The following is a 22,330-nucleotide window of genomic DNA, read 5'->3' as shown; positions in this document are numbered from 1 at the left end:
TACCGAATGAAAAGAATCATAGGTCGGCGGCCGGGTGGATCAGTTCGCCCCGGGACGGCGGGCGGGCCTCACTCGGACGTGGCCTGCCTCGGGACGACCCCGGGCCGCCGCGGGCGCAGCAGCCGGGCCGAGCCGGTGACCAGTCCCGCCACCAGCACGACGTGGACGGCGAGGTGGACGAGGAGGAAGTAGCCGGTGAAGGCCGTCCCGCGGCGCCGGTGGACGAGCCTCAGCAGCGGCGGGTCGGCGAGCGCGAACGCCACCAGGAACGCGGCGACCGCCAGGAGGGCGAGGGGATGCACCAGCGCGAACGGCAGGCAGACCAGCGCGAGCGCGCAGGCCAGGATCCCGCCGGGACGGTTCGTGTACTCCCGCCGGCCGCCCCCTTCTCTGGTCCCGGCGAGCGCCAGCGGCACCAGCGGCAGGGAGCGCCGCCACTGCTCGGCGAGGATCGGCAGCAGCCGGTGCCCGTCGTCGTGGCGGCCCCGGACCGTGTCGCTGAGCAGGATCCGGTGGCGTCGCGCGAGCCGTCCGGCGTACTCGATGTCCTCGCAGTCGCGCAGGCCCTCGTCGAGGTCGCCGGTCTCCAGGAACGCCTCCCGGCGGATCGCCGCCAGGGCGAAGACCACGCTGTGGACCTCACCGGCCAGCCGGGTGTACCAGTTGACGGCGTGCAGGATCCGGTACCACTCGACGGGCCCGTCGTCGATGAGCGGCTCGGGCTCGTACATGCCGTACACGCAGCCGTATTCCGGATGGCGTTCGAGGATGCCGACCGCGTTGGCGACCGCGTCGGGCCGTAGCGCCACGTCGGAGTCCAGGAAGAACACGATGTCGCCGGTCGTGCCGGCCACACCGGCGTTCCTGGCGGCCGACACCCCGCGGTTCTCGGGCAGCCGGATCACGCGGCAGCCGAACTCGGCCGCGATCGCCGTGGAGTCGTCGCCGCTCGCGTCGTCGACCACGACGACCTCGTCCGGCCGCCGGGTCTGGGCCGCCACCGCCTCCAGGCACAGCCGCAGCGTCCTGGCCGCGTTGTAGCAGGGGATGACGAGGGACACCGTGGTCATCGGGACACTCCCATACTGGTCCGTACGGCCGCCTGGTACACCGCGAGCGTCTCGCCGGCCGCGCGGGCCCAGCTCAGCCGCTCCCGGACGAAGCGCTCTCCCCGCTCGGCCAGCGCGCGGCGCAGCTCCGGGTCGGTCATGACCTCGATCACGCCGGCGGCGATGTCGCCGGGATCGGCGGCGCGCACGAACCGCGCGGCGGGCCGCGCCGGGTCGCCGAGGAAGACCCGGGAGAACCCGTCGCCGAGGATCGTGGGCCTGGCCAGGGCCATCGCCTCCGTCGCCACCAGCCCGAACGGCTCGAACAGCGAGGGGAAGACGCAGGCGTCGGCCATCTCGTAGTGGCGCAGCAGCTCGTCCCGGCCGACGAACTCCCCGGAGGCGAGGACGTGCCCGCGCAGTCCCGACTCCTCCACCGTGCGCCGGACCCCGGCGAGGTCGCCCTCCCCGACGAGCACGAGCCGCAGGTCGGGCAGCGCCCGGACGATCTCGGGCATGGCCGCGAGGAGCTGGTGGACGCCCTTCTGCCGGTCGAGGCGGCCGACGAACAGCAGCACCGGGGCCGTCGCGGGGATCCCCAGACGGGCCCGCAGGTCCATGGCACGGGCGCGGAGCTCACGCCGGTCGAAGGCCGGGTCGGCGAGCACGCGCTCGAAGGTGCCGCCGAGGGACACCACCTCGATCGCCGCGCGGTCCCAGCCGGCGGCGGCCAGCTCCTCGCGCATGTCGGGCGTCGGGACCACGACCCGGCGGGCGATCCGGCCGAGCCACCGTTCCAGCCCCGCGAACACGCCGAGCGGGTCGGCGACGTCACGGTGCCGGGCGGCGCCGTACTCGGCGGTGTGCACGTGGTACACGACCGGCAGCCGCAGCACGTAGTGGCACAGCAGGCCACACAGGAAGTTCGTCGCGTCGTGGACGGCGACCAGGTCGGGCCGCCCGCCGGGGCCGGCGCGGCGCAGCAGCGCGAAGTACCGCCAGTTGCTCAGCACCACGGTGGCCGTGAGCAGCAGGAACTCGGCGCGACGGGTGCGGTTCAGCCGCCGCCCGCCGCTGACCGCCCCCAGCAGGCGGCCGAGGGGCCGGTGCACGGTGACGGCGCCGTCCCGCTCGTGCGCCGGCAGGCGGCCGTCGTTCAGCGTGAACACGGCCAGCCGGTGGTCGCGGGCCAGGTACGGGACCATCTGCTCGACGTACCGGCCGAGTCCCGCGCTGATGTTGGGCGGGAACTGGGTGACGACATAGGCGATCTTCAACGGCGTGCCTCCGGTACGGGAATCTCAGCCCGCCGGTACACCCGTCCGGCGGTGACGGCCACGACGGCCACGAGGAGGAGGTTGGTCAGGGCGAAGCTCACCAGCGCCCCGGTCAGGCCCCACCGGGCGACGCAGGCCACCTGGCCGGCCAGGGCGGGCGGGGCTCCGGCGGCGAGGCAGGCGATGAGGACCTTGGCGCCGCGCACGCCGTCCATGGACAGCGCCGCGTAGTAGAGGTGGAAGACCGCGTGCCCGCCGATCCCCAGCGCGGACAGCGCCATCAGGGCCGGGGAGTACGGGTACTGCCCGCGCATCAGCAGGAAGAAGACCGCGCTCGCCCCGAACAGGAGGACCGCCGTGACGCCCCCGGCGACGGGCGCGATCCGCGCGACGCGCCGCAGCAGCGCGGGCTTGTCCATGGTCGCCAGGGCCGGGAACAGCGCGAGACCGATTCCCTCGACGAACACCACGCCGAGCAGCCGCCTCGGGAAACCGCTGTAGACGGAGTACACGCCGACGTCGGCCGCGTCGGCCCAGTGGTTGAGGAAGACCACGTCGACGCCGAACAGGACACCGGTCAGGGCGGCGATGACGGTCACGTACGCGCCGTGCCGGTAGAGCGAGCGCGCCAGCGCCGGCGACCACGACCGCGGGACGACGGGGAGAGCCGTCACGGCCACGAGCGCCAAAGCGACATAGGCGACGATCAACGCGGTGAGGTAGAAGCTCGCGTCGTGGACGCCGAGGACGAGCAGGCTGAAGACGGTCACGGCCAGGTGGAGCCCGGCGACGGCCAGCTTGAGCGCGGCCACGAACGCGTACCTCGCCAGGCCGCGCAGGAAGCTCTCGGTGAGCTGGTTCAGGGTCAGCGCCAGGGCCAGCGCCAGCGCGAACCACACCGATCCGGCGTCGGCCCCCGAGACGGCGGTCAGGAGCGGGGTGAGCGGCGCCGCCACCGCGGCCAGCCCGGCGCCCAGGGCGAGCGTGGCGAACAGGGCCGTCGTCACCAGGGCCGGGCGCGCGGCGGGCGCGGCCCTGGGCAGCTCCTGGAGCAGCACGTAGTGCAGGCTCATCAGCATGCCGACCGACACCACCAGGGCGAGCGACATGACCAGCGAGTAGCGGCCGAAGACCGCCGCGCCCGTCCCGCGGGCGATGACGAGCGTGGTGGCCGCGGCCGTCCCACTGGCCAGGGTGCTCATCAGCGTGGGCCCGGCCGCCCACCGGTGACCGCGGAGCAGCCGCGCCAGCGGGTCCCGGCCCCGGGCGGTCAGCGCGCCCACCGCTGGAACGCCCGCCGGGCGAACTCCAGGTCGTCCGGGGTGTTGACGCCGCGCGCCTCGCCGGGGTCGGTGACCGGCACAGTCCGCACCTCCCAGCCGTGGACGAGCGACAGGTGGGGGAGGAACGGCAGGAAGTTGACCTCGCCGGTGACGGAGCCGCGCGCGGCGGTGGCCAGATACCGTTCCCATGCCTCGCGCAGGCCGGCGGTGCTGAGGCAGAACACGCCGACGTCGCTGAGCCCGCCGGGCCGGCACGCGTCGCCCTCCCGGGACATCCGCACCCGGCGCAGCCCGCCGGAGACGACCTCGTACTCGACGTAGGGGTCCGGCAGCGGGACGAGGGGGAGGGTGAGGGCGGGGCCCGCGGCCTGCCGGTGGGCGCGCACGACCTCGCGCACGGTCGCCGGCGCCAGGTTGACCTGGTCGCCCCAGACCACCAGGGCCGTGTCGTGGGCCTCCCAGTGCGGGGCCGCGCCGAAGACGGCGTCGCCCATGCCCGTCGGCCGTTCCTGCACGCTCACCGACACGGCGCCGCCGGCGATCTCGCCGGCCACGAGGCGGCGGAACGCGGCCTCACCCTCCGGGGAGACGACGACGTGGAGGTGGTCCACGTACGGCCGCAGCCGCCGGTGCAGCAGGTGCCACACCGTGACGCCGTCGGCGACCTCGATCATGATCTTCGGTACGGCGGCGCCGAGCCTGGTGCCGCGCCCGGCCGCCGGGATCACCGCGCAGACACCTCGCCCGGTCACGGACATCCGCCTTCCGCGTCGAGGAGGGAGGCTTCCGCGTCGAGGAGGGGAACTTCCGCGTCGAGGAGGGAGGCTTCCGCGTCGAGAAGGGAGACGACGTCGTCCAGGCCGTTCATCGCGATCGCGCCCGGGGCGGGCTCGGCCGCGTGCACCTGGAGCGTCACCAGGCCCGCGCGCACCGCGGCGGCCACCCCGTGCGCGGAGTCCTCCACGGCCACCGCGTCGCCGGGCTCGATCGCCCAGCGGCGGCGGGCCTCCAGGTAGCAGCCCGGGTGCGGCTTGCTCGTCGGGACGTCGTCGGCGGTGAGCACGCCGCGGAAGTACCCGCCCAGCGCGGTGGCGGAGAGGACCCGTTCGACCGAGCCGCGGCTGCCGCTGGTGACCAGGTAGGCGGTGCGGCCGCCGGAGACCAGCCGGTCGAGGAGCCGGCGCGCCCCGGGGAGCACCTCCACCCGGCCCGCTTCGACGTGGCCGCGGTAGATCTGCTGCTTGCGCCGGACCAGCCGGGCGGCGACCTCCGGGCCGGCGCCCAGGGCGGCCGCCACGTCCGCGGTGCTGGCGCCGGCGTGGGCGTCGTAGCGGAACGAGCCCGCCAGGCCGGGCGCGACCTCGGCCAGCGCGGCGCGGAAGGCGGCCCGGTGGGCCGGCGCGGAGTCCACCAGCGTGCCGTCGAGGTCGCAGAGCCAGACCCGCCGCCGGGCGATCTCGCCGGCGGCCGCCCTCCGCGGGCTCATCCGGCCCGCACCAGGGCCGCCGCGCCGGCGATGCCGGTGAGGACGGCGGCGGTGCGGTCGCCGCGGTGCGTGCCGGGGCGTTCCGGGTCCTCCAGGTCGGTGATGATCCACCGCGCCCCGGCCCAGGTGCCGCCGTCCGCGAGCCCGTACGGCGTCGCCGGCACGCCGGACCCCGGGGCTCCGGCGTGATGGCACAGGACGTGGGTGACGGTGCCGCGCTCGTTGAGCGGGTCGCCGAGATACGCCAGCGTGAGGTCCACGAGGTCGGCGGCGGTCAGCCCTTGGACGTCGTGGTCCTCGCGGAGGTTGACGACGAGCACCTTGGCCCGGGCGCGGGCGGCCCTGATCGCCTCCGGGACGCCGGGGGTGAGGTAGCTGGGGAACAACGACGAGTGCGGCGTGCCCGGGGCGTACACGATCAGATCGGCGTCCCGGAGGGCCCGCAGCGCCTCGGGGTTCGGCGAGACCGGGGTGGAGCGGCCCGCCAGGGCTCGCCGCCGCCGCTCGACGGGCCACGTGTCCAGCTCCGCCCGCTCGCGCGTGGTCAGCGGCTCGCGCAGCAGGAACAGGTCGGTGACGGCGGCGGCGTCCTGGGGGGCGACGAGGTCGGCCTCGTCCGCCAGGACCCGGCCGTTCTCCTTGAGCGCGGCCAGGTAGGCGTTCTCCCCGCCGGTGACGTTGACCAGCCGCGCCGGTGAGCGGAACGTCCAGGCGCAGGACCGGACCGCGGCGTTGAAGTCCTCGCCCGCGCGGAGGTAGGCGCCGGCGAAGACGAGGTTGCCCAGGGCGCAGTCGGCGAGGTCGAATCCGCGGGGGTCCGCGTCGAGCCGGTGCCGGAAGGCGGTGAGGTCCCGGACGATCGCCGCCCGGGTCCGGCGGGGCAGCGCGGCGAACTCGCGGCGGCCGGGCGAGCCGAGGGCGTGGACGAGCTCGTCCAGGTCCCGCCGGGTGCTGCCGGCCGGGAAGCGGTACTCCAGGACCGCGACGAGCGCCGCGTCGCGGGGGTCGTCGCCGTCGAGATGGAGCAGGAGGTTCTTGCGGAAGTCCGACGGGCCCAGCATCCCGGGCAGCTGGCGGCGCAGGGCGCCGGTGGACAGGCCGTTGTCGTACCCGTTGATCAGCACGGAGAGGGCGACGCCCGGCGTGCGCAGCAGGTGCCGTCCGATGCCGGCCCCGCCGCGGCCGCCGCTGAACATCGCCACCTCGATCCGGCCGGCGTGGGGCGACCTCAACGGACCCGCTCCGGACCGGCGGCCATGACGTACGCCGCGGAGCCGGCCGGCACGCCCGGAGCGTCGGGTGAGCCGATCGGCACGCCTGGAGCGTCGGGGAGGCGCAGCACGCCGCGCCGCAGGAGCCAGTGGCGATAGCCGAGATAGCCGACGAACAGCGCCCGATCGCGGGCCCCGCGCCAGAACCGCCACCCGCGCTGCCCGCCGCCGCGTACCCGGTGCGCGATCGGGATCTCCTGCCACGTGTGCCCGAGCTCCGCCACCCGCGCCGTGATCTCCGTCGAGCAGTTCATCCCGCCCGACTCCAGGCGCAGGGCGCGCAACAGGGGGCCGTGCACCACCTTGAAGATCGAGTTGAAGTCGCGGTACCCGGTGTGGTGCAGGAGGTTGCTGACCGCGCCGCTGGCCGCCGACCCCCACCGGTACGGCAGGCTGTCGGCCTTCCTGACCCGCGCCCCGGAGAAGGCGAGGCCGTCACCGGCCCGGACGCGGTCCACGAACCGGTCGAGGTTGGTGATCGGGAACTGGCCGTCGGAGTCGAGGAGCGCGACCCACGCCAGCCGGGTGTGCGCGATGGCCTCGGCGACGGCCGCGCCCGCGCCGCGGTTGCGGTCGAAGCCGACGACGACGAGCTGCGGGCACTCCTCCTGCAGCGCCGTGAGGATGGCCCTGGTCGCGTCCGTGCTTCCGTCGTCGCAGACGACGATCTCCCAGGCGCCGACCGCCGGGTTCCCGGCCAGGTAGTCACGCCATTCCAGCACGGCCGCGGCGATGTTGTCCGCCTCGTTGTAGGCCGGCGCCGCCACGGAGATCTCAAGGGTGGGGGAGAGGGCAGGGGATGTCGGCATGCGTTACCTTCGCGCGATCGTCTCGTTCGGGTGGGACATGCGGGCGCTTCCGCGAACTACGGGCGGGTTCCGAGCAGACGGCCGATCCATCGGTCGAGGGGGAGCAGGTTGACCCCCACGATGATCGGCAGGTGAGCCAGCGCGAACAGGATCGTCGCGCCGAACGAGATGGGGCCGCCGGTGATCAGGCTGATGTGCGGGGCGTCCATGGTCTCCGGGCGCGGGACCGGGTTGATCGTGTACCACATGATGTCGAGCCAGCCCGAGAACACGATGAGCACCCCGGTCGCCATGACCTTCAGGCAGCGTCCGGGGGAGCCGCCGCCCAGCCGGTACGCGGCGGCGACCGTGAGCACGATCCCGGGATAGAGCAGCAGGTAGACGTGGGTGTAGAAGTCGTCGGGCCAGGCCCGGCCGGTGTCGCCGTAGTAGAACCAGCTGATGCGCGGGATCACGTAGCCGGTGAAGAAGACGAAGGGGACGTACAGCAGCCAGTGGAGGCGCCGCGACGAGGACGGGAAGAACGCGATCGCGCAGCAGAGGCAGGCGAACACGACCAGCTTGGCCACGAGCTGCCAGGCCGCGCCGATCGCGCGGCTGTGGTCCGTGCCGAGCCAGACGAACACGGCGCCGGCCAGGCCGAGGGCCAGCGCGATCCACCACAGGTGCGGCGCCCAGCGGCGGCCGCTCGTGACGGACTCGGTGGGCGGGCCGGCGACGGACGTTGATCTCGACACCCTTGCTCCAGTTGTGTCACGGCGGGGGGTTGGGAGCGCTCCCAACGACGGGTCTGGGAGCGCTCCCAGTCAGCCAAGACCACGGGCCGTGGCACTGTCAAGACCGCGACCGAAAACAGGGATCTTGCACCGCTCCAAGCGCTGTGAAGGGACCTTCGTGGACGAAGGCGGTGGCTTTTGGGACAGGATGCTGGTGCAGGACGGCCCTTGAGAGTCCCCGATCGAAGGAGTGCTGCCAGCCGTGACGGAGAAGCAAGACCTCCCCACCCTCGCCTTCCCCTCCCGGACCGCGTTCGAGACCTGGCTGGAGGCCGAGCACGACGCGTCGCCAGGGCTCTGGCTGAAGATCGCCAAGAAGGGCTCCGGCATCCCCTCGGTCAGTTACGCCGAGGCGCTCGACGTCGCGCTGTGCTTCGGCTGGATCGACGGGCAGAAGCGCTCGTACGACGCCGAGCACTGGTTGCAGCGCTTCACCCCGCGCACCGCCAGGAGCAAGTGGTCGAAGGTGAACCGCGTGCGGGCCGAGGAGCTCATCACCGCCGGGGCGATGCGCCCGGCCGGCCTGGCGCAGATCGAGGCGGCCAGGGCCGACGGCAGGTGGGAGGCCGCCTACGAGCCGCAGCGGACAGCGGAGGTGCCCGACGACCTGCGGGCGGCGCTGGACGCCGACCCGGCCGCGGCGGCGTTCTTCGCCACCCTGGACAGCAGGAACCGCTTCTCGATCCTCCACCGGGTGGGCGACGCCAAGAAGGCCACGACCCGGGCGGCGCGCATCGAGAAGTTCGTGGCGATGCTGCGGGAGCACAAGAAGATCCACCCCTGAGCCCCGCCGGGCGGCGGCGGACCGGTCAGCGGGTCGCGGTGAGCATGGCGCGGCCACGCGGACCGGTCAGGGGGGCATGGCCAGCACGGCGTGGGCCGCGCGGGCCGGTCAGCGGGTAGCGGTGAGCATGGCGCGGGCCGCGCGGACCAGCTCGGCGTTGGTCACCGCCGGAGTTCCGTCGGGCAGCTCCAGCACGTCCTCCAGGCCGATGCGCGTGTCGAGCCCCAGCTCACCCGCCAGGCGGAGCACCGGCCACGCCGCCCCCTCCTCGGCGTGCAGCAGCACCGGCGCCCGCAGGCCGTCGCCCAGCTCACCCAGCAGCGTGCGCGCGGCGGCCGGCGCCGTGCGCGGGTCGGTGTCGGTCACCTCCGCCAGCACCCGCAGGACCCGGCCCGCGAGCGGCGAGGCCAGGAACCTGCGCGCCGCCGGCGTCCCCGAGAAGACGCCGGCCTCGATCCCGACACCACGCTCCAGCAACGCCTCGGCCACCTCCTCCGCGCCCTCTTCGTGCCAGTTGACCGAGGCGTGGTCGGGCAGCACCGACCAGGACCGGATGAGCTCGGCCCGCCGGCGGGGATCCGGCGCCGCCCACGCGCCGGTGGTGACCCCGACCGGTACGCCGGGCACGGCCGCGCGCACCGCGGTGACCGCGGCGGCCACGTGCTCCGGGGCGAGGCTGTCGGCCCCCTCGGGGGTCTTCGGGTGGAGGTGGACGTCCTGCGCGCCGGCGGCGACGGCTTCCCTGACCGCCGCGGCCAGTTCGGCCGGCGAGACGGGCAGATGCGGGCACGTGCTCCGGTCGCGGGCGCCGTTGGGACACACTTGCAGCATGGGGGCATGATGCCAGGCGGGCCGCTCCGGTCAGGACGGCGACGGGCCCCCGGCGCCGCGTACCAGGACGAGCGACAGCGCGGCGAGGCCAAAGGCCGCCAGCATGACGGCGGCCATGGGGAGCGCGCCGTCGCCCAGCAGGCCCGACAGGGGCGAGGCGGCCGCGCCGAGGACGAACTGGCTGCCGCCGAGCAGGCCGGAGACCGCTCCCGGAGCGTCATGGCCGAGGGACTGGACGGTCGTCGTGGTGGCGGGCAGCGCCGTGCCGAGACCGGCGACGGTGACGAGCAGGCAGGCCCAGGTGGTGGCGAAGGACCCGCCGGTCATGACCAGCGACCCCACCAGGGCCGCCGTACCCGATCCGGCCACGGCCAGCCCCGCGACCAGCAGCGTGCGCACCGGGACGCGGGCGGACAGGCGGCCGAACACGAGGCTGGAGGCCAGCATGCCGAGGGCGTTGGTGGCGAAGACGAGGCTGTACCGGGTGGCCGACAGGCCGTAGCCGTCCTGGAAGACGAACGTCGAGCCGGCGATGTAGGTGAAGAGCGCCGCCCCGGTGAAGGACGAGGCGAGCACGTACCCCACGAGGGCGCGCCGCCCGGCCAGCATCGCGACGGCCTTGACCACGCCGGTCACCCCGCCCGGCCGCCTGCGTGCGGCGGGCAGGCTCTCCGGCACCCAGGCGAGGATACCCGCGATCAGCAGGACGCCGAAGCCCGCCAGCGCGACGAACACCAGCCGCCAGGAGCCGACGCCGAGGATCGCCCCGCCGAGCACCGGCGCCGCCACCGGGGCGGTGAACACGATCGCGGACAGCGTCGCGAAGTGGCGGCCCGCCTCCGGGGTGCCGTGGAAGCGGTCGGTGAGCACGGCCCGGGCGACCACCATGCCCGCCGCCCCGGCGACTCCCTGCACCAGCCGCGCCGCGTCGAAGATCTCGATGCCGGGGGAGACGGCGCAGGTCAGCGACAGCACCGTGAACAGCGCGGCGCCGGACAGCAGGACGCGCCGGCGGCCCACCATGTCGCTGACCGGCCCCAGGAGGAGCTGCCCCGCGGCGAGCCCGACGAGGAAGGCCGTCAGCGAGAGCTGGACCGAGGAGGCCGCGGCGCCGAAGGTCCCGGCCAGGCCGGGGAAGCCGGGCACGTACATGTCGACGGCCAGCGGAGCGACCGCGGTGAGCGCCGCGAGCACGAGGACGAGCCGGCCGGTGCGCTTCCGGCCGGTGGCCGGAGCCTGGTCCTGGGACCTGGACGAGCTGTTGTTGATCATCGGAGGTGAAGATTATGCATGGTCCGACCGGAGAATGACACCACTAGTCATGGAAGATCCATTCGATTAGCATCGGCGCTGCCTCCCCGGACACAGGCGTCCGAGGTCGCGAGGCCCGCCGCACGTGCCGCCGGCCTGTGATCGGTAACCCGGCAGCTCTACCGACAAGCTCTTCTCTCCCCAGCAGAGGGTCATTCGTTCCACCCCGCCCCGCGCCGCGGCATGCCGCGATGAAGGAGCACGGATGCGTACACCCGACATCTACCTGCGCAGCATCGGCGTCCATCTGCCGCCGGTGGTCAGCATCGAGACGGCGGTCGCCGAGGGCCGCTACCCGGCCGAGGACAGGGAGCACTTCCGCCTGCGCGGCGCCGCGGTGGCCGGCGACGTGCCGGCCCCCGAACTCGCGCTCCGCGCGGCCCGGCACGCCTTCGAGCGCTCCGGCGGGATGTCGCCGCGCGACCTCGACCTCATGCTGTACGCCGACGTCTGGCACCAGGGGCCGGAGGGCTGGCAGCCGCAGTTCTACCTGCAGCGGCACCTGGTCGGCGGCGACGTCCTGGCGATGGAGCTGCGGCAGGGATGCTGCGGGCTGTTCGGCGCGCTCCAGCTCGCCGCCGGCTACCTGCGGCCGGGCGGCACCGCCCTGCTGGTCGGCGCCGACAACCACGGCAGCCCGCTGGTCGACCGGTGGCGCATGATGGAGGGCTACGTGGTGGGTGACGGCGGGTGCGCGCTGCTGGTCACCACGGAGCCGGGCTTCGCGGAGCTGCGCGCGGTCAACGTGACCGTGCTGCCGGAAGCCGAGGCGGTCAACGACGGCGGCGTGCCGATGTTCCCGCCGGACGCGACCGTGGGCAGACCGCTCGACTTCGCCTCCCGCCACCGTGAGTTCCGCAGGCGGCTGCTGGCCCGCGACGGCGCCGGGGTCATGCGGGCGATCCAGTCGACGTTGATGGTGCTGGTCGACCGCACGCTCAAGGAGGCCGGGATCACGCTCGACGAGGTGGCGCGCGTGGCGTTCCCCCATGGCCGCTGGGACAACGTGGAGGAGCGGGCGAGCTGGCTCGGGCTGACGCTGGCCGACACCACCTGGGAGTACGGCGCCGGCATCGGTCACCTCGGGGTGAGCGACCAGTTCGTCGCCCTCGACCACCTGCTGGCCGGCGGCGCGCTGGCGGCCGGCGACTACGTGCTCCTCGTCGGGGTGGGCGCCGGCAAGACCCTGGCCTGCGCGGTCCTGCGGATCCGCGACATCCCCGAGGAGTACGCCTCCGGCAGGCCCGGCTGAGCGGCCGGGCGCATCGACGATCGGGTTCGACCACGGGAGGCATGTGTGATGGACCGACCTGCCGAGAAGATCGCGCTGATCGGTGTCGGCTGCCGCCTGCCCGGCGGCGTCGGCTCGGCGGACGAGTACTGGACCCTGCTGTGCGAGGGACGGGACGCCAGCGGACCGGCGCCCGCCGACCGCTGGCGCGACTACGCCGAGCGCGGCCCGTCGTACGCGGCGGCGGTGCGCCGCACCCTCGCCCGCGGCAGCTTCCTCGACGGGGTCGCCGACTTCGACGCGGAGTTCTTCGGCCTCTCGCCGCGCGAGGCGGAGCTGATGGACCCGCAGCAGCGCCTCGTGATGGAGACCGCGTGGGAGGCGCTGGAGCACGCCGGCGTGCCGCCGACCTCACTGGCCGGCACGGACGCGGGCGTGTACGTGGGCGTCTGCACCGGCGACTACGGGCACCGGCTGCTGGAGGACCTGCCCGACATCGAGGCGTGGACCGGGATCGGCGCCGCCACCTGCGCGGTGGCCAACCGGGTGTCGTACGCGCTCGACCTGCGCGGTCCGAGCATGGCGGTGGACACGGCGTGCTCGGCGTCGCTGGTCGCCGTCCACCTGGCCGTGCAGGCCCTGCGGGCCGGCGAGACCGACGTGGCGCTGGCCGGCGGGGTCAACCTCATCCTGTCCCCCGGCGAGACGCTGACCCTGGACGCCGCGGCCACGCTGGCGCCGGACGGGCGCAGCAAGTCGTTCGACGCCGCCGCCGACGGCTACGGGCGGGGCGAGGGCGCGGTGGTCGTGGTGCTCAAACGGCTCGCCGACGCCGTACGCGACGGGGACCGCGTCCTGGCGACCATCCGCGGCAGCGCGGTCAACCAGGACGGCCGCACCGTGGGCATCATGGCGCCGTGCGGCCAGGCGCAGGAGCACGTCATGCGCCGCGCGCTGCGGCAGGCGGGCGTCGAGCCGGGCACGGTCGGCTACGTCGAGGCGCACGGCACCGGCACCGCGATCGGCGACCCGCTCGAAGCCGGCGCGCTGAGCGCGGTCTACGGGAAGGGCCGGCCGCCGGAGCAGCCGTGCCTCATCGGCTCGGCCAAGTCCAACATCGGTCACCTCGAAGGGGCCGCCGGCATCGCCGGCCTGGTCAAGGCGGTTCTGGCGCTGGAGCGCGGGGAGATCCCGCCGAGCCGGCTCGACACGCCCACCCCGGCCGTCGACTGGGCGGGCGCGGGGCTGCGCGTGGTCGACGCGCCGGCGCCGTGGCCGGGCTCCGCGCATCCGCGCCGGGCCGCGGTCTCCGCCTTCGGCTACGGCGGCACCGTCGCCCACGTCGTCCTCGAACAGGCGCCACCGCCCCGGCCCGCCGCCGACTGGACCGTGTCCCAGCCTGCCGCCGAAGGGGCCGCGTCCCAGCCACCCGCCGCAGGGACCGCGACCGAGCCGCCCGCCGAGGTGGCCGCCGCCCGGTCACCCGCCGAAGAGGCCGTGGGCCGGCCGTACCTGGTGTCGCCCGCGCGGCCGTACTCCGTGTCGGTCGCGCGGCTGTACCCCGTGTCGGCCGCGTCGCAGGCGGCGCTGCGGCAGGCCGCCGGCAACCTCGCCGGCGTCGTCGGCCGGTTGTCCGCGGCCGACGTGGGGCACACGCTCGCGCTGCGCCGCGCCCACCTGCCGCAGCGGGCGGTCGTGGCGGCGGAGGACCCGGCCGCGCTCGCCGACCGGCTGCGCGCCCTGTCGGCCGGAGCCCCGCACGACGCGGTGACCACCGGGCGGGTGCTCGCTGATCCCGGTCCCGGCCCGGTGTTCGTCTTCTCCGGGCACGGCTCGCAGTGGACCGGCATGGGCCGGGAACTGCTGGAGACCTCGCCGGCCTTCGCCGCGGTGGTCGACGAGCTGGAGCCGGTCTTCGCCGCCGAGATCGGCTTCTCGCCGCGGAAGGCGCTCACCGAGGACGAGCTGACCGAGGTCGACCGCATCCAGACCATGATCTTCGTGATGCAGCTCGGCCTCGTCGAGCTGTGGCGCGAGCACGGGGTGCGCCCGCACGCGGTGATCGGCCATTCGGTCGGCGAGATCGCCGCCGCCGTGACGGCCGGCGCGCTGAGCCGCCTGGACGGCGCCCGGTTGATCTGCCGGCGGTCCCTGCTGCTGCGGCGGGTCGCCGGCCGGGGCGCGATGGTCATGGTGCCGTTGCCGTTCGGCGAGACGGCGCGGCTGCTGGGAGACCGCACCGACGTGGTGGCCGCGATCGCGTCGTCGCCCGGCTCGACCGTCGTCTCCGGCGATCCGGACGCCGTGGCCGAGGTGCTGGCCGGCTGGCTGGAGGAGGGCATCCCGGCCCGCCGGGTCGCCTCGGACGTGGCTTTCCACGGGCCCCAGATGGATCCGCTGCTGGCCGAGTTGACCACCGCCGCGGCCGGCCTGACGGAGGGTGCCCCCGGCATCCGCGTCTACTCGACCGTGCTGGACGATCCACGGACGGAACACGGCTTCGACGCCGAATACTGGGCGGCCAACCTGCGCCGGCCGGTGCGCCTGGCCGAGGCGGTCGCGGCGGCCGCGGCCGACGGATACCGGGCGTTCGTCGAGATCTCCCCGCACCCGGTGGTCACCCACTCGGTGCTGGAGACGCTGGGCGCGGGCGGCCACGAGGAGGTGTTCGTCGGCGCGTCGTTGCGGCGCAACCGCTCCCCGCGCGTCACCCTGCCGGCCAGTGTCGCCGCGGCGTACTGCGCCGGCCTCGACGTGGACTGGCACCGGCTGCAACCGGCCGGCGGACCGGTCGTGCTCCCCTCGTACCCGTGGCAGCGCCGCAGGCACTGGCGTGCGCCGTCGGCCCCCGACACCGGCGGACGCGGCCACGACCCGGACACGCACACCCTGCTCGGCGACGGTCTCGACCTCGCGGGCACCGACGTACGACTCTGGCGGACCGGCGTGGACGACCAGAGCAGGCCCTATCCCGGCAGCCACGCCATCGAGGGCGTGGAGATCGTGCCGGCCGCGGTGCTGGCGGCCACCTTCTTCGCCGCCGCCGAAGCGCAGGCGCTCGGTGAGGTGACGATGTCGGCGCCGCTGCTGACCGCCGAGCGCCGCGAGGTCCAGGTCGTCCGGCAGGGGACCGGGCTGCGGCTGGCCGCCCGCGCCGCGGGCGATCCGGACGCCGCCTGGCAGATGATCGCCACCGCCACGGTGCCCGCCGAACCGGGAGAGGCGCCGGTTCCACCGGCACGGCGCTTGGAGTCGGCGGACCCGGGCCTCGTCATGCAGCGGCTCGCCGCCGTCGGCGTACCGGGAACCGGGTTCGACTGGACGGTCGAGGAGTTGCTGCGCGGCGACGGCGCGCTGCGCGCCCGGGTCCGGTGCGGGCCGGCCGCCACGTGGGCGCCCGTCCTGGACGCGGCGATGTCGGTGGCGCCGAGCGTGTTCCCCGGCGACCCGCTGCTCCGCATGGTGACGCACGTGGACCGGCTGGTCACGGTCGGGCAGCCGCCGGAGACGGTGGACATCGAGGTGTGGCTCGACCCCGACCGCGCCGACACCGTTCACGTGCGGGTGACTGACCGCGCCGACACCGTTCACGTGCGGGTGACTGACCGCGCCGACACCGTTCACGTGCGGATGGCTGACCGCGCCGGCGCCGTCGCCGGCTGGTTGTCGGGGCTGCGCTACCCGGTCATCGACGCGCCGCCCGCCGCGGAGAGCGGCGCCGAAGGCGTGCGGCCCGCCGAGTCCATCGTGGACCTGGGGCCGGAGGAGCTGCGGGCGTTCCTCCTGGAGGAGGTCGGGGCGCAGATCGCCAAGGAGATGCGGCTGGCCCCCGCCGACCTGCAGCCGCACCGGCCGCTGGTCGAGCAGGGGCTCGACTCGGTGCTGACGGTGGTCGTGCGGCGGCGGCTGGAGAAGCGGTTCCGATGCTCGCTGCCGGCGACCCTGCTGTGGCAGCAGCCGACGGTCGCCGCGGTCGCCGACTACATCGCCGGGCTGTTGTCCGCCTCGGCCGGCCAGGGGGACGCCGCCGCGCGGATGTAGTCATGTAGTCGTACACGGAGGGCAGGCCGCCCGGGCGTTCCTTGATGGGACTCCCGGGGGCCCGCCCTCTTCGCATGGCCTGACCTCACCGCGCGAGGAAGACCCTCACCGGGCCGCGGCGCGACGGCCGTCCTGAGCCGGCGACACCTTGACAGCGTGCCCGGGGATGTCGATGATCGAGGCACTATACCGATTTATCTCCCACCACCGCCTGTCCACCCGGCAGGCGGTGAACTGGACTTAACCGATATAGCAACGCCACCCCCCTGCGATGAGGAGCCGACCGATGAGCGCACCCCTGATGCGGAGAAGGACCCTGCTGTCAGCCCTGGCCGTGACCGCCGCCGGCGTCGCGTTACCCGCGACGGCGCACGCCGAGGGCCGCTCGGGCGCCAAGACCGGACCGATCTCGGTCGTCTACATCGAGGTCAACAACGAGAGCATGACCAACGCCGCCAAGTACACGCTCGCCAGGGGCGGCGCGCAGGTGTTCGACATCGCGGTCATCTTCGCGGCGAACATCAACTACGACGGCACGAACGCCTACCTGTACTTCAACGAGAACGTGCAGCGGGTGCTCGACAACGTGGCGACCGAGATCCGCCCGCTGCAGGAGAAGGGCATCAAGGTCCTGCTGTCCGTCCTCGGCAACCACCAGGGCGCCGGCTTCGCGAACTTCCCGACCCGGCAGGCCGCCGACGCGTTCGCCCAGCAACTGGCCGACGCGGTGACGACGTACGGACTCGACGGCATCGACTTCGACGACGAGTACGCCGAGTACGGCAACAACGGCACCGGCCAGCCGAACGCCTACTCCTTCGTCTACCTGGTCTCGGCCCTGCGCCGGAAGCTGCCGGACAAGCTCATCACGCTGTACGACATCGGCCCGGCCGCGGATCGCCTGAGCTACAACGGCGTGAGCGTCGCCAACACCTTCGACTACGCCTGGAACCCGTATTACGGCACCTGGGCCGTGCCGAACGGCCCGACCTCCAGGTCCCGCCTCTCCCCGGCCGCCGTGTCGTACACCGCCACCAGCTCGTCCACCGCCGCGAGCCTCGCCCGGCGCACGGTCGCCGAGGGGTACGGCGTCTTCCTCACCTACAACCTCACGTCGGCGAACACCGCGTCCTACATCTCGGCGTTCACCAACAAGCTCTACGGGAGCTCCGCCGTCTACAACCCCTAGGGGATCGGCGATGGGCGAGGTCTCCGGTAAGCGGTGAGTCGACCAGGACCAACCGAATACCGGAGACCTCGTGGCCCCCGCAGCCGTTACGGGAGTCGGCCGGCGTTACATCGTGTCGCAGGGAAGGCCCCAGCTCGAATATCCGCCACCGGGCTCATGGTGCCAGAGCTCCGCGCAGATGTTGGTGCCCGCGGGCACCGGCCAAGGGTTGTTGAACGTCAGTGCGACGCCGGCGTAGGTGTAGGTACCGCTGTTGGTGTCGTGTCCAGGGCTCCAGACGTGGATGTGGTAGGAGCCGTTGGGGCCGCAGCGGCTCTGGTGCTGGAGCTTGATCCTGCCGTCCTGGGCCCAGAGCCCCAGGCACCTGCTGATCCCGGCCACCTTCTTGAGATCGGTGACCTTGGCGGAAGCAGGTGATGCTGCCACTGTCGAGGTGACCGTGAGAGCGGTCGCCATCGTCAGGAGGGCACCCAGAAGGCGGGCCTTCCTGAACTTCCCTGCTGTCTCCATGAGGGTCTCTCCTCTGCTCATGGGTTTCCGTGACGTTGCTGCCTACGTGTGGTGACGGAGTCGACCCCGCCAAGGCAAAAGGATGCCGCCGCGGGCTGGGGCCGTCGTTGCAGCTGCGTGCACGGATGTTCAGTCTGCGGGCACTATCTCGTGCTCGCGCACTGCCGGCGGAACTCGCTTGGCGACATCCCGTAGGCGCTGCGGAACACCTGGCTGAAATGCGCCGGGCTGGTGAACCCCCACCGGGCCGCGATCGCGTTGATCGGGTGGCCGGCCAGATGCGGCTCGGCGAGATCGCGCCGGCACTGCTTCAGGCGGCGCTCGCGGATCCAGCCGGCCACGGTGTGCCCTTCGGCGTGGAACAGCTTGTTCAGATACCGCAGGGAGATGTGGTGCGCCGCGGCGATCGCGGCCGGAGTCAGGTCCGCATCACCCAGGTGCGCTTGGACGAAGGCGTGGATCTGGGCGAGCAACGCGCGTTGCCGGCTGCCCGGCGGCACCGCGCTCCGGGCGTCCAGCGCGCCGGCCAGCGCGGCGGTCAGGACGTCGAGGGTCAGGTGGGAGACCCGCGTCGCCTCGGCCGGGCTGAACTCCTCCAGATGCCGGGCCAGTCGGAGCAGGAACTGCGAGGCCAGCGCAGCCATGCCCCGAGTTCCGCGGATCGGCACCGCGTTGAGCTCCCGCAGGCCGCGCTCGGGCAGGGGCAGCAAGGAGCGCGGGAACTGCAGCGACAGCACCTGCCCGTCCGCGGGGCCCCTCGACTCGAAGGTGGTCAGATAGGGCTGCGAACTGGTCCGAAGCATCAGATCCCCGACATGCAGCTCCGCCTGCCGGCCGGCTTGTTCGCCGATGGCGTGACCCCGGACGGCGCAGGTCACGAAGAAGGTCTCGGGGTCGGAACGGCGGATCAGGCGGGGCGTACGCCGGATCGTCAACGAGGGCGCGGTCAGCAAGGTCGCCTGCACGAGGCCGAGGCCGCTGAGGGCGACGTGAGCTTGAAACGCGCTCTCCAGACGTGGTTCGCAGTGCGCGTCCAGCGGCATCCACATCTTCGAGCTCATCTCGCGCCAGAAGGCGAACCGCTCCTGCGTCGGGACCTCGGCGAAGCTGACCACGTCCATGGCGTCTCCACATCGAAGTATCGCTCCGGGGCCGACCCAGCATCACCCGACCACGTTCCCGCACACAACCCGGACGGGCCCGATGCTCGTCAACGACTCCCGGGAGCCGCCGGCATGCGATCACGGCTTTGCGATGGTGGAGAGAGTAGGGCGGGTGGGACTTGAACCCACGACCCACGGATTATGAGTCCGATGCTCTGACCGGCTGAGCTACCGCCCCTGGATTCAGTTGTCCGCGGTCCCGACCCCGGGGCGCAGGCTAAGGGTAGAGCATAGGCCCGTCGCGCCGGGGGAGGGTTCGCTGCGAGCACATCATTCCACGCTCCCACGCGTTGATCGAGTGGGTCAGGGGTTCCCAGGGTGGGCCGGTAGCGTCTGGGGATGGGCGTGAGACTGGTCTACGAGACGCACTCCGTCACCGTGGACAACGAGATCGGCATCGCCACCGGCGTCCTGCCCGGTGAGCTGTCGCAGCGTGGGCGGGAGCTGGCCGTCGAGCTCGGGGTCCGGCGGCGGGACGTGGACGTGGTCTACTGCTCCGACCTGCGGCGGGCCGTCCAGACCGTGGAGATCGCCTTTCCCGTCCGCGACGGGGCCGGCAAGGAGGTGCGGCTGGATGCGCGGTTGCGGGAGTGCGACTACGGGATCTACAACGGGCGGCCCGTGAGCGAGGTGGCGGCCCTGCGGCGCCGGTACATCGACGTGCCCTGGCCCGGAGGGCAGAGCTACCGGGACGTGGTGGCCGCGACCGCCTCCTTCCTGGAGGACTGCATGAAGGAGTGGCAGGGGCGCACGGTGCTCGTCGTCGCGCACTCCGCCAACCGGTGGGCGTTGCAGAACCTGCTGGAGGGCGTGCCGTTGGAGGAGCTGGTGGACGCGCCGTTCGCATGGCGGCCGGGGTGGGAGTTCACGGTGGCGACCTGGCCCGTATGAGCCGCTGAAGGACCAGGGTCACGGGGCGGTGCCGAAGGACGGGTTGCGGACGAGCCAGTCGCTGTAGGCCGGGTTGCGGCGTACCGCGTCCAGGTGGGCCTGCTTGGCGTGGGACAGGACCCAGGTGGCGTCCGGCGCGGCGGGGTCGCGGCCGAGGAGCTGGCGCCAGCGTAACGGCGCCCCCGCCAGCGGCACCATCACCAGCCCCGGTTCCGGTACGTGCGTGGCCTGGCAGAGCGCCACCGCGCGGCCGACCTGGGCGAGGTGCGCGCAGGTGGCCACGTCGGTCTCGTAGATCGTGCCGGGCGTGAACCCGGCGCGGGCGCACGCCATCGCGAAGCAGTCGGCGAAGCAGGCGTCGCCCGGCGTGACGGCCCACTGCTCGTCCGCCAGGTCCGCCAGCTCCACCTCCTTCTCGCCGGCCGCCGGGTGCTGCTCGGGGACGAGCACGAAGATCGGGTCCAGGCTGATCGAGTCCCACAGCAGCGCGCCGCCTGGGGCGCCGCTGTCGCCGCAGGCCCCGACGAGCGCGTAGTCCAGGCGGCCCAGCTCCACCATCGAGGCCAGCTCGCGGGCCGACCAGCTCGTGTACGTGGTGACCGGGTGCTCCGCCGCCAGCCGGTCCACGAGGCCGCCGAGCACGGGCCCGTACGTGGCGCCGATGCGGAACCCGGGGGAGGGGCGGGTGACGAAGCGGGCCGCCTCGTCCTGGAGTTCCTGGGCGGCCGGGAGGAGGACGCGGGCGCGGGCGAGCACCAGCTCGCCGAGGCGGGTGGGCCGGGCCCCGAGCCTGTCGCGTTCGAACAGGGTGCCGCCGAGCGCTCTCTCGATGCGTTTGAGTTGGGCGGACAGGGCCGGCTGCGCCAGGCCCAGCGTGGACGCGGCCTTGCTCACGCTTCCCGCGTCGGCGACCGCCCGGACGATCCTGAGGTGCCGGAGCTCAAGGTCCATACCGGGAAGGTAAGGCTCACTTCTGTTCGCGGCAATCCCATCTGTCAGGAAATGTGACAGATATTGTCGAGGTCATTCAGGGTAGGGGGCACCCCATGACGACCATGGGAATAGACCCCAGAGACCTGAGTGACGACGATCTGCTGCGTGAGCTGCGGCAACTGCACGCCACCCGGACCGACACCTTCTTGCACGGCTCCGACGACGCGCTCGCCCGTCACACCTCGCGGACGAACGAGCTGGAGAGCGAGTACCTGCGCCGCTACCCCGAACGGGACGTGGACCCCGAGCGGCTGCGGGAGGGAGCGAGGGCACGCTGATGACCCACCACAACGAGCACGAGCATGAGCCTGGGCCTGAGGACGCGCGGGCCCACGACGTGCAGGCGCTGTCGGATGTGGACGTGCACGTCTACGAGGCCGTCGCCGCGCAGGCACAGGGCGGCGGCAGCGTGGACGTCGGCGCGCTGTGCCGCGCCACGGGCCTGGAGGAGGACGGGCTGCGGCGCAGCCTGGCGACACTCGTCGCCCAGGGGTACGTGGTGCCCCAGGGCGACCGGGTGGGCCTCGGCCCGCACACCTTCTCGGTGGAGACCTGAGCGACCCCGTCTTCTCGGTGGAGAGCTGAGCGAGCCCCACCTTCTCGGTGGAGAGCTGAGCGGCACCCCGGGCGTAGTGTCGAAGCGTGGATGTCGCAGACCTGACGCCCGCGCAGGCGCGCGAGCGGTTCCGCGCGGGCGAGCGGTCGCCCACCGCCGGCTGGTGCAGGGGCTGGACGCAGGCCAATCTGATCGCCGTGCCCCGGCCGCTCGCCTACGAGCTGCTGCTGTTCGCCCACCGCAACGCTCAGGCGTGCCCGGTCCTCGACGTGGGGGAGCCGGGGGCGCGCTCCACCGCCCTGTTCCGCGGTGACCTGCGCACCGATCTGCCGGGTTACCGCGTCTACCGGGACGGGCGGCCGGTCGCCGACGTCGGCGACGTGGTGGCGCGGTGGCGCGACGACCTCGTGCCGTTCCTCATCGGCTGCAGCTTCACCTTCGAGGGCGCGCTGCTCGCGGCCGGCGTGCCGGTACGCCACCTGGAACTGGGGATGAACGTGCCGATGTACCGCACGAGCGTCCCGTGCGAGCCGACGGCGACGCTGTCGGGGCCGCTCGTCGTGTCGATGCGGCCGGTGCCGGAGGAGCTGGTGGACGTCGCGATCGAGGTGAGCGGCCGGTACCCGATGGTGCACGGCGCGCCGGTCCACGTGGGCGACCCGGCGGCGATCGGCGTCGCGGACCTCGCCCGGCCGGACTTCGGCGATCCGGTCGAGGTGCGGCGGGGCGAGGTGCCGGTGTTCTGGGCGTGCGGGGTGACGCCGCAGGCGGCGATCATGGCCAGCGGGGTGGAGTTCGCGATCGGACACCTGCCGGGGCACATGGCGATCATGGACGCGCGCGACGACGACTACCGGGTGACGACCGCTACGGGGTGAC

21 protein-coding genes and 1 tRNA gene are annotated in these 22,330 nt (G+C 73.5%); 8 read left to right on the top strand and 14 right to left on the bottom strand.

Annotation, left to right across the window (positions count from 1 at the left end; all coding sequences use genetic code 11):
* Positions 1-68: 68 nt before the first annotated feature.
* Genes HD595_RS03940 through HD595_RS03905 form a run of 8 tightly spaced genes read right to left on the bottom strand, consistent with a single transcriptional unit; the run spans position 69 to position 7,912 of the window.
* Complete coding sequence (locus HD595_RS03940; protein ID WP_253765662.1) at positions 69-1,070, bottom strand: glycosyltransferase family 2 protein; 1,002 nt, start codon at positions 1,068-1,070, stop codon at positions 69-71.
* Positions 1,067-2,326 (bottom strand): glycosyltransferase family 4 protein, encoded by a 1,260-nt coding sequence (locus tag HD595_RS03935; RefSeq protein ID WP_253765660.1) that lies wholly within the window; start codon positions 2,324-2,326, stop codon positions 1,067-1,069. The genes HD595_RS03940 and HD595_RS03935 overlap by 4 nt, the downstream gene beginning before the upstream one ends.
* Entirely contained in the window at positions 2,323-3,609 is a 1,287-nt protein-coding gene (locus tag HD595_RS03930) for an MATE family efflux transporter (RefSeq protein WP_253765658.1), read from the bottom strand. The genes HD595_RS03935 and HD595_RS03930 overlap by 4 nt, the downstream gene beginning before the upstream one ends.
* Positions 3,597-4,361 carry an NTP transferase domain-containing protein gene (locus HD595_RS03925; RefSeq protein WP_253765656.1) on the bottom strand — a complete coding sequence of 255 codons (765 nt, stop codon included), beginning with the start codon at positions 4,359-4,361 and terminating at the stop codon, positions 3,597-3,599. Before HD595_RS03925 ends, HD595_RS03930 begins: the two co-directional genes overlap by 13 nt.
* The gene (locus HD595_RS03920) at positions 4,358-5,095 is read right to left on the bottom strand and encodes an HAD family hydrolase (RefSeq protein WP_253765654.1); all 738 of its coding nucleotides are present in this window, start codon (positions 5,093-5,095) and stop codon (positions 4,358-4,360) included. Before HD595_RS03920 ends, HD595_RS03925 begins: the two co-directional genes overlap by 4 nt.
* Entirely contained in the window at positions 5,092-6,327 is a 1,236-nt protein-coding gene (locus tag HD595_RS03915) for a 2-phospho-L-lactate transferase CofD family protein (protein WP_253765652.1), read from the bottom strand. The genes HD595_RS03920 and HD595_RS03915 overlap by 4 nt, the downstream gene beginning before the upstream one ends.
* Positions 6,324-7,175, bottom strand: a complete 852-nt coding sequence (locus HD595_RS03910; RefSeq protein ID WP_253765650.1) for a glycosyltransferase family 2 protein — start codon at positions 7,173-7,175, stop codon at positions 6,324-6,326. The genes HD595_RS03915 and HD595_RS03910 overlap by 4 nt, the downstream gene beginning before the upstream one ends.
* A gap of 56 nt (positions 7,176-7,231) precedes the next feature.
* Positions 7,232-7,912 carry a hypothetical protein gene (locus tag HD595_RS03905; protein WP_253765648.1) on the bottom strand — a complete coding sequence of 227 codons (681 nt, stop codon included), beginning with the start codon at positions 7,910-7,912 and terminating at the stop codon, positions 7,232-7,234.
* Positions 7,913-8,153: 241 nt separating this feature from the next.
* Between HD595_RS03905 and HD595_RS03900 the strand changes: the two genes are divergently transcribed.
* Positions 8,154-8,735: a YdeI/OmpD-associated family protein gene (locus HD595_RS03900; RefSeq protein ID WP_253765646.1), complete on the top strand. Its 582-nt coding sequence runs from the start codon at positions 8,154-8,156 to the stop codon at positions 8,733-8,735.
* A 108-nt stretch (positions 8,736-8,843) separates the two neighbouring features.
* Here HD595_RS03900 and HD595_RS03895 read toward each other — a convergent pair whose 3' ends face one another.
* Both HD595_RS03895 and HD595_RS03890 read right to left on the bottom strand, forming a co-directional pair.
* Positions 8,844-9,566 (bottom strand): 3-keto-5-aminohexanoate cleavage protein, encoded by a 723-nt coding sequence (locus tag HD595_RS03895; RefSeq protein WP_253765644.1) that lies wholly within the window; start codon positions 9,564-9,566, stop codon positions 8,844-8,846.
* A 30-nt stretch (positions 9,567-9,596) separates the two neighbouring features.
* Complete coding sequence (locus HD595_RS03890) at positions 9,597-10,838, bottom strand: multidrug effflux MFS transporter (protein ID WP_253765642.1); 1,242 nt, start codon at positions 10,836-10,838, stop codon at positions 9,597-9,599.
* Positions 10,839-11,082: 244 nt separating this feature from the next.
* Between HD595_RS03890 and HD595_RS03885 the strand changes: the two genes are divergently transcribed.
* The 3 genes from HD595_RS03885 (at position 11,083) to HD595_RS03875 (ending at position 17,338) form a co-directional block, all read left to right on the top strand.
* On the top strand, positions 11,083-12,129 hold the full coding sequence (locus tag HD595_RS03885) for a ketoacyl-ACP synthase III family protein (protein WP_253765640.1): 1,047 nt from the start codon (positions 11,083-11,085) through the stop codon (positions 12,127-12,129).
* Between the two features lie 48 nt (positions 12,130-12,177).
* Positions 12,178-16,149 carry a type I polyketide synthase gene (locus tag HD595_RS03880; protein ID WP_253781043.1) on the top strand — a complete coding sequence of 1,324 codons (3,972 nt, stop codon included), beginning with the start codon at positions 12,178-12,180 and terminating at the stop codon, positions 16,147-16,149.
* A 286-nt stretch (positions 16,150-16,435) separates the two neighbouring features.
* Positions 16,436-17,338 carry an endo-beta-N-acetylglucosaminidase H gene (locus HD595_RS03875; RefSeq protein WP_253765638.1) on the top strand — a complete coding sequence of 301 codons (903 nt, stop codon included), beginning with the start codon at positions 16,436-16,438 and terminating at the stop codon, positions 17,336-17,338.
* A 105-nt stretch (positions 17,339-17,443) separates the two neighbouring features.
* On the opposite strand, the gene HD595_RS03870 is transcribed toward HD595_RS03875, so the two are convergent.
* The 3 genes from HD595_RS03870 to HD595_RS03860 all read right to left on the bottom strand — a co-directional run bounded on the left by HD595_RS03870 (position 17,444) and on the right by HD595_RS03860 (position 19,189).
* The gene (locus HD595_RS03870; protein ID WP_253765636.1) at positions 17,444-17,848 is read right to left on the bottom strand and encodes a hypothetical protein; all 405 of its coding nucleotides are present in this window, start codon (positions 17,846-17,848) and stop codon (positions 17,444-17,446) included.
* A gap of 143 nt (positions 17,849-17,991) precedes the next feature.
* Positions 17,992-18,969, bottom strand: coding sequence for a helix-turn-helix domain-containing protein (locus tag HD595_RS03865; RefSeq protein WP_253765634.1), 978 nt, complete (start codon positions 18,967-18,969; stop codon positions 17,992-17,994).
* A gap of 146 nt (positions 18,970-19,115) precedes the next feature.
* Positions 19,116-19,189 (bottom strand) — tRNA-Ile (locus tag HD595_RS03860).
* 161 nt (positions 19,190-19,350) lie between these two features.
* On the opposite strand from HD595_RS03860, the gene HD595_RS03855 reads away from it, so the two are divergent.
* Complete coding sequence (locus tag HD595_RS03855) at positions 19,351-19,902, top strand: histidine phosphatase family protein (RefSeq protein ID WP_253765632.1); 552 nt, start codon at positions 19,351-19,353, stop codon at positions 19,900-19,902.
* Positions 19,903-19,920: 18 nt separating this feature from the next.
* On the opposite strand, the gene HD595_RS03850 is transcribed toward HD595_RS03855, so the two are convergent.
* Positions 19,921-20,853 carry a LysR family transcriptional regulator gene (locus HD595_RS03850; protein ID WP_253765630.1) on the bottom strand — a complete coding sequence of 311 codons (933 nt, stop codon included), beginning with the start codon at positions 20,851-20,853 and terminating at the stop codon, positions 19,921-19,923.
* A gap of 95 nt (positions 20,854-20,948) precedes the next feature.
* Between HD595_RS03850 and HD595_RS03845 the strand changes: the two genes are divergently transcribed.
* The 3 genes from HD595_RS03845 to HD595_RS03835 all read left to right on the top strand — a co-directional run bounded on the left by HD595_RS03845 (position 20,949) and on the right by HD595_RS03835 (position 22,329).
* Positions 20,949-21,173, top strand: coding sequence for a DUF6158 family protein (locus tag HD595_RS03845; protein WP_253765628.1), 225 nt, complete (start codon positions 20,949-20,951; stop codon positions 21,171-21,173).
* Positions 21,173-21,451, top strand: a complete 279-nt coding sequence (locus HD595_RS03840; RefSeq protein WP_253765626.1) for a hypothetical protein — start codon at positions 21,173-21,175, stop codon at positions 21,449-21,451. The genes HD595_RS03845 and HD595_RS03840 overlap by 1 nt, the downstream gene beginning before the upstream one ends.
* 86 nt (positions 21,452-21,537) lie before the next feature.
* Positions 21,538-22,329, top strand: a complete 792-nt coding sequence (locus tag HD595_RS03835) for a putative hydro-lyase (protein WP_253765624.1) — start codon at positions 21,538-21,540, stop codon at positions 22,327-22,329.
* The last annotated feature ends 1 nt before the right edge of the window (position 22,330 follow it).

The sequence above is a fragment of the Nonomuraea roseoviolacea subsp. carminata genome, assembly GCF_024172185.1.
GTDB classification, from domain to species: domain Bacteria; phylum Actinomycetota; class Actinomycetes; order Streptosporangiales; family Streptosporangiaceae; genus Nonomuraea; species Nonomuraea roseoviolacea.
Note: the sequence above shows the minus strand (reverse complement) of the source record. Positions and strands in the feature narration are given on the sequence as shown.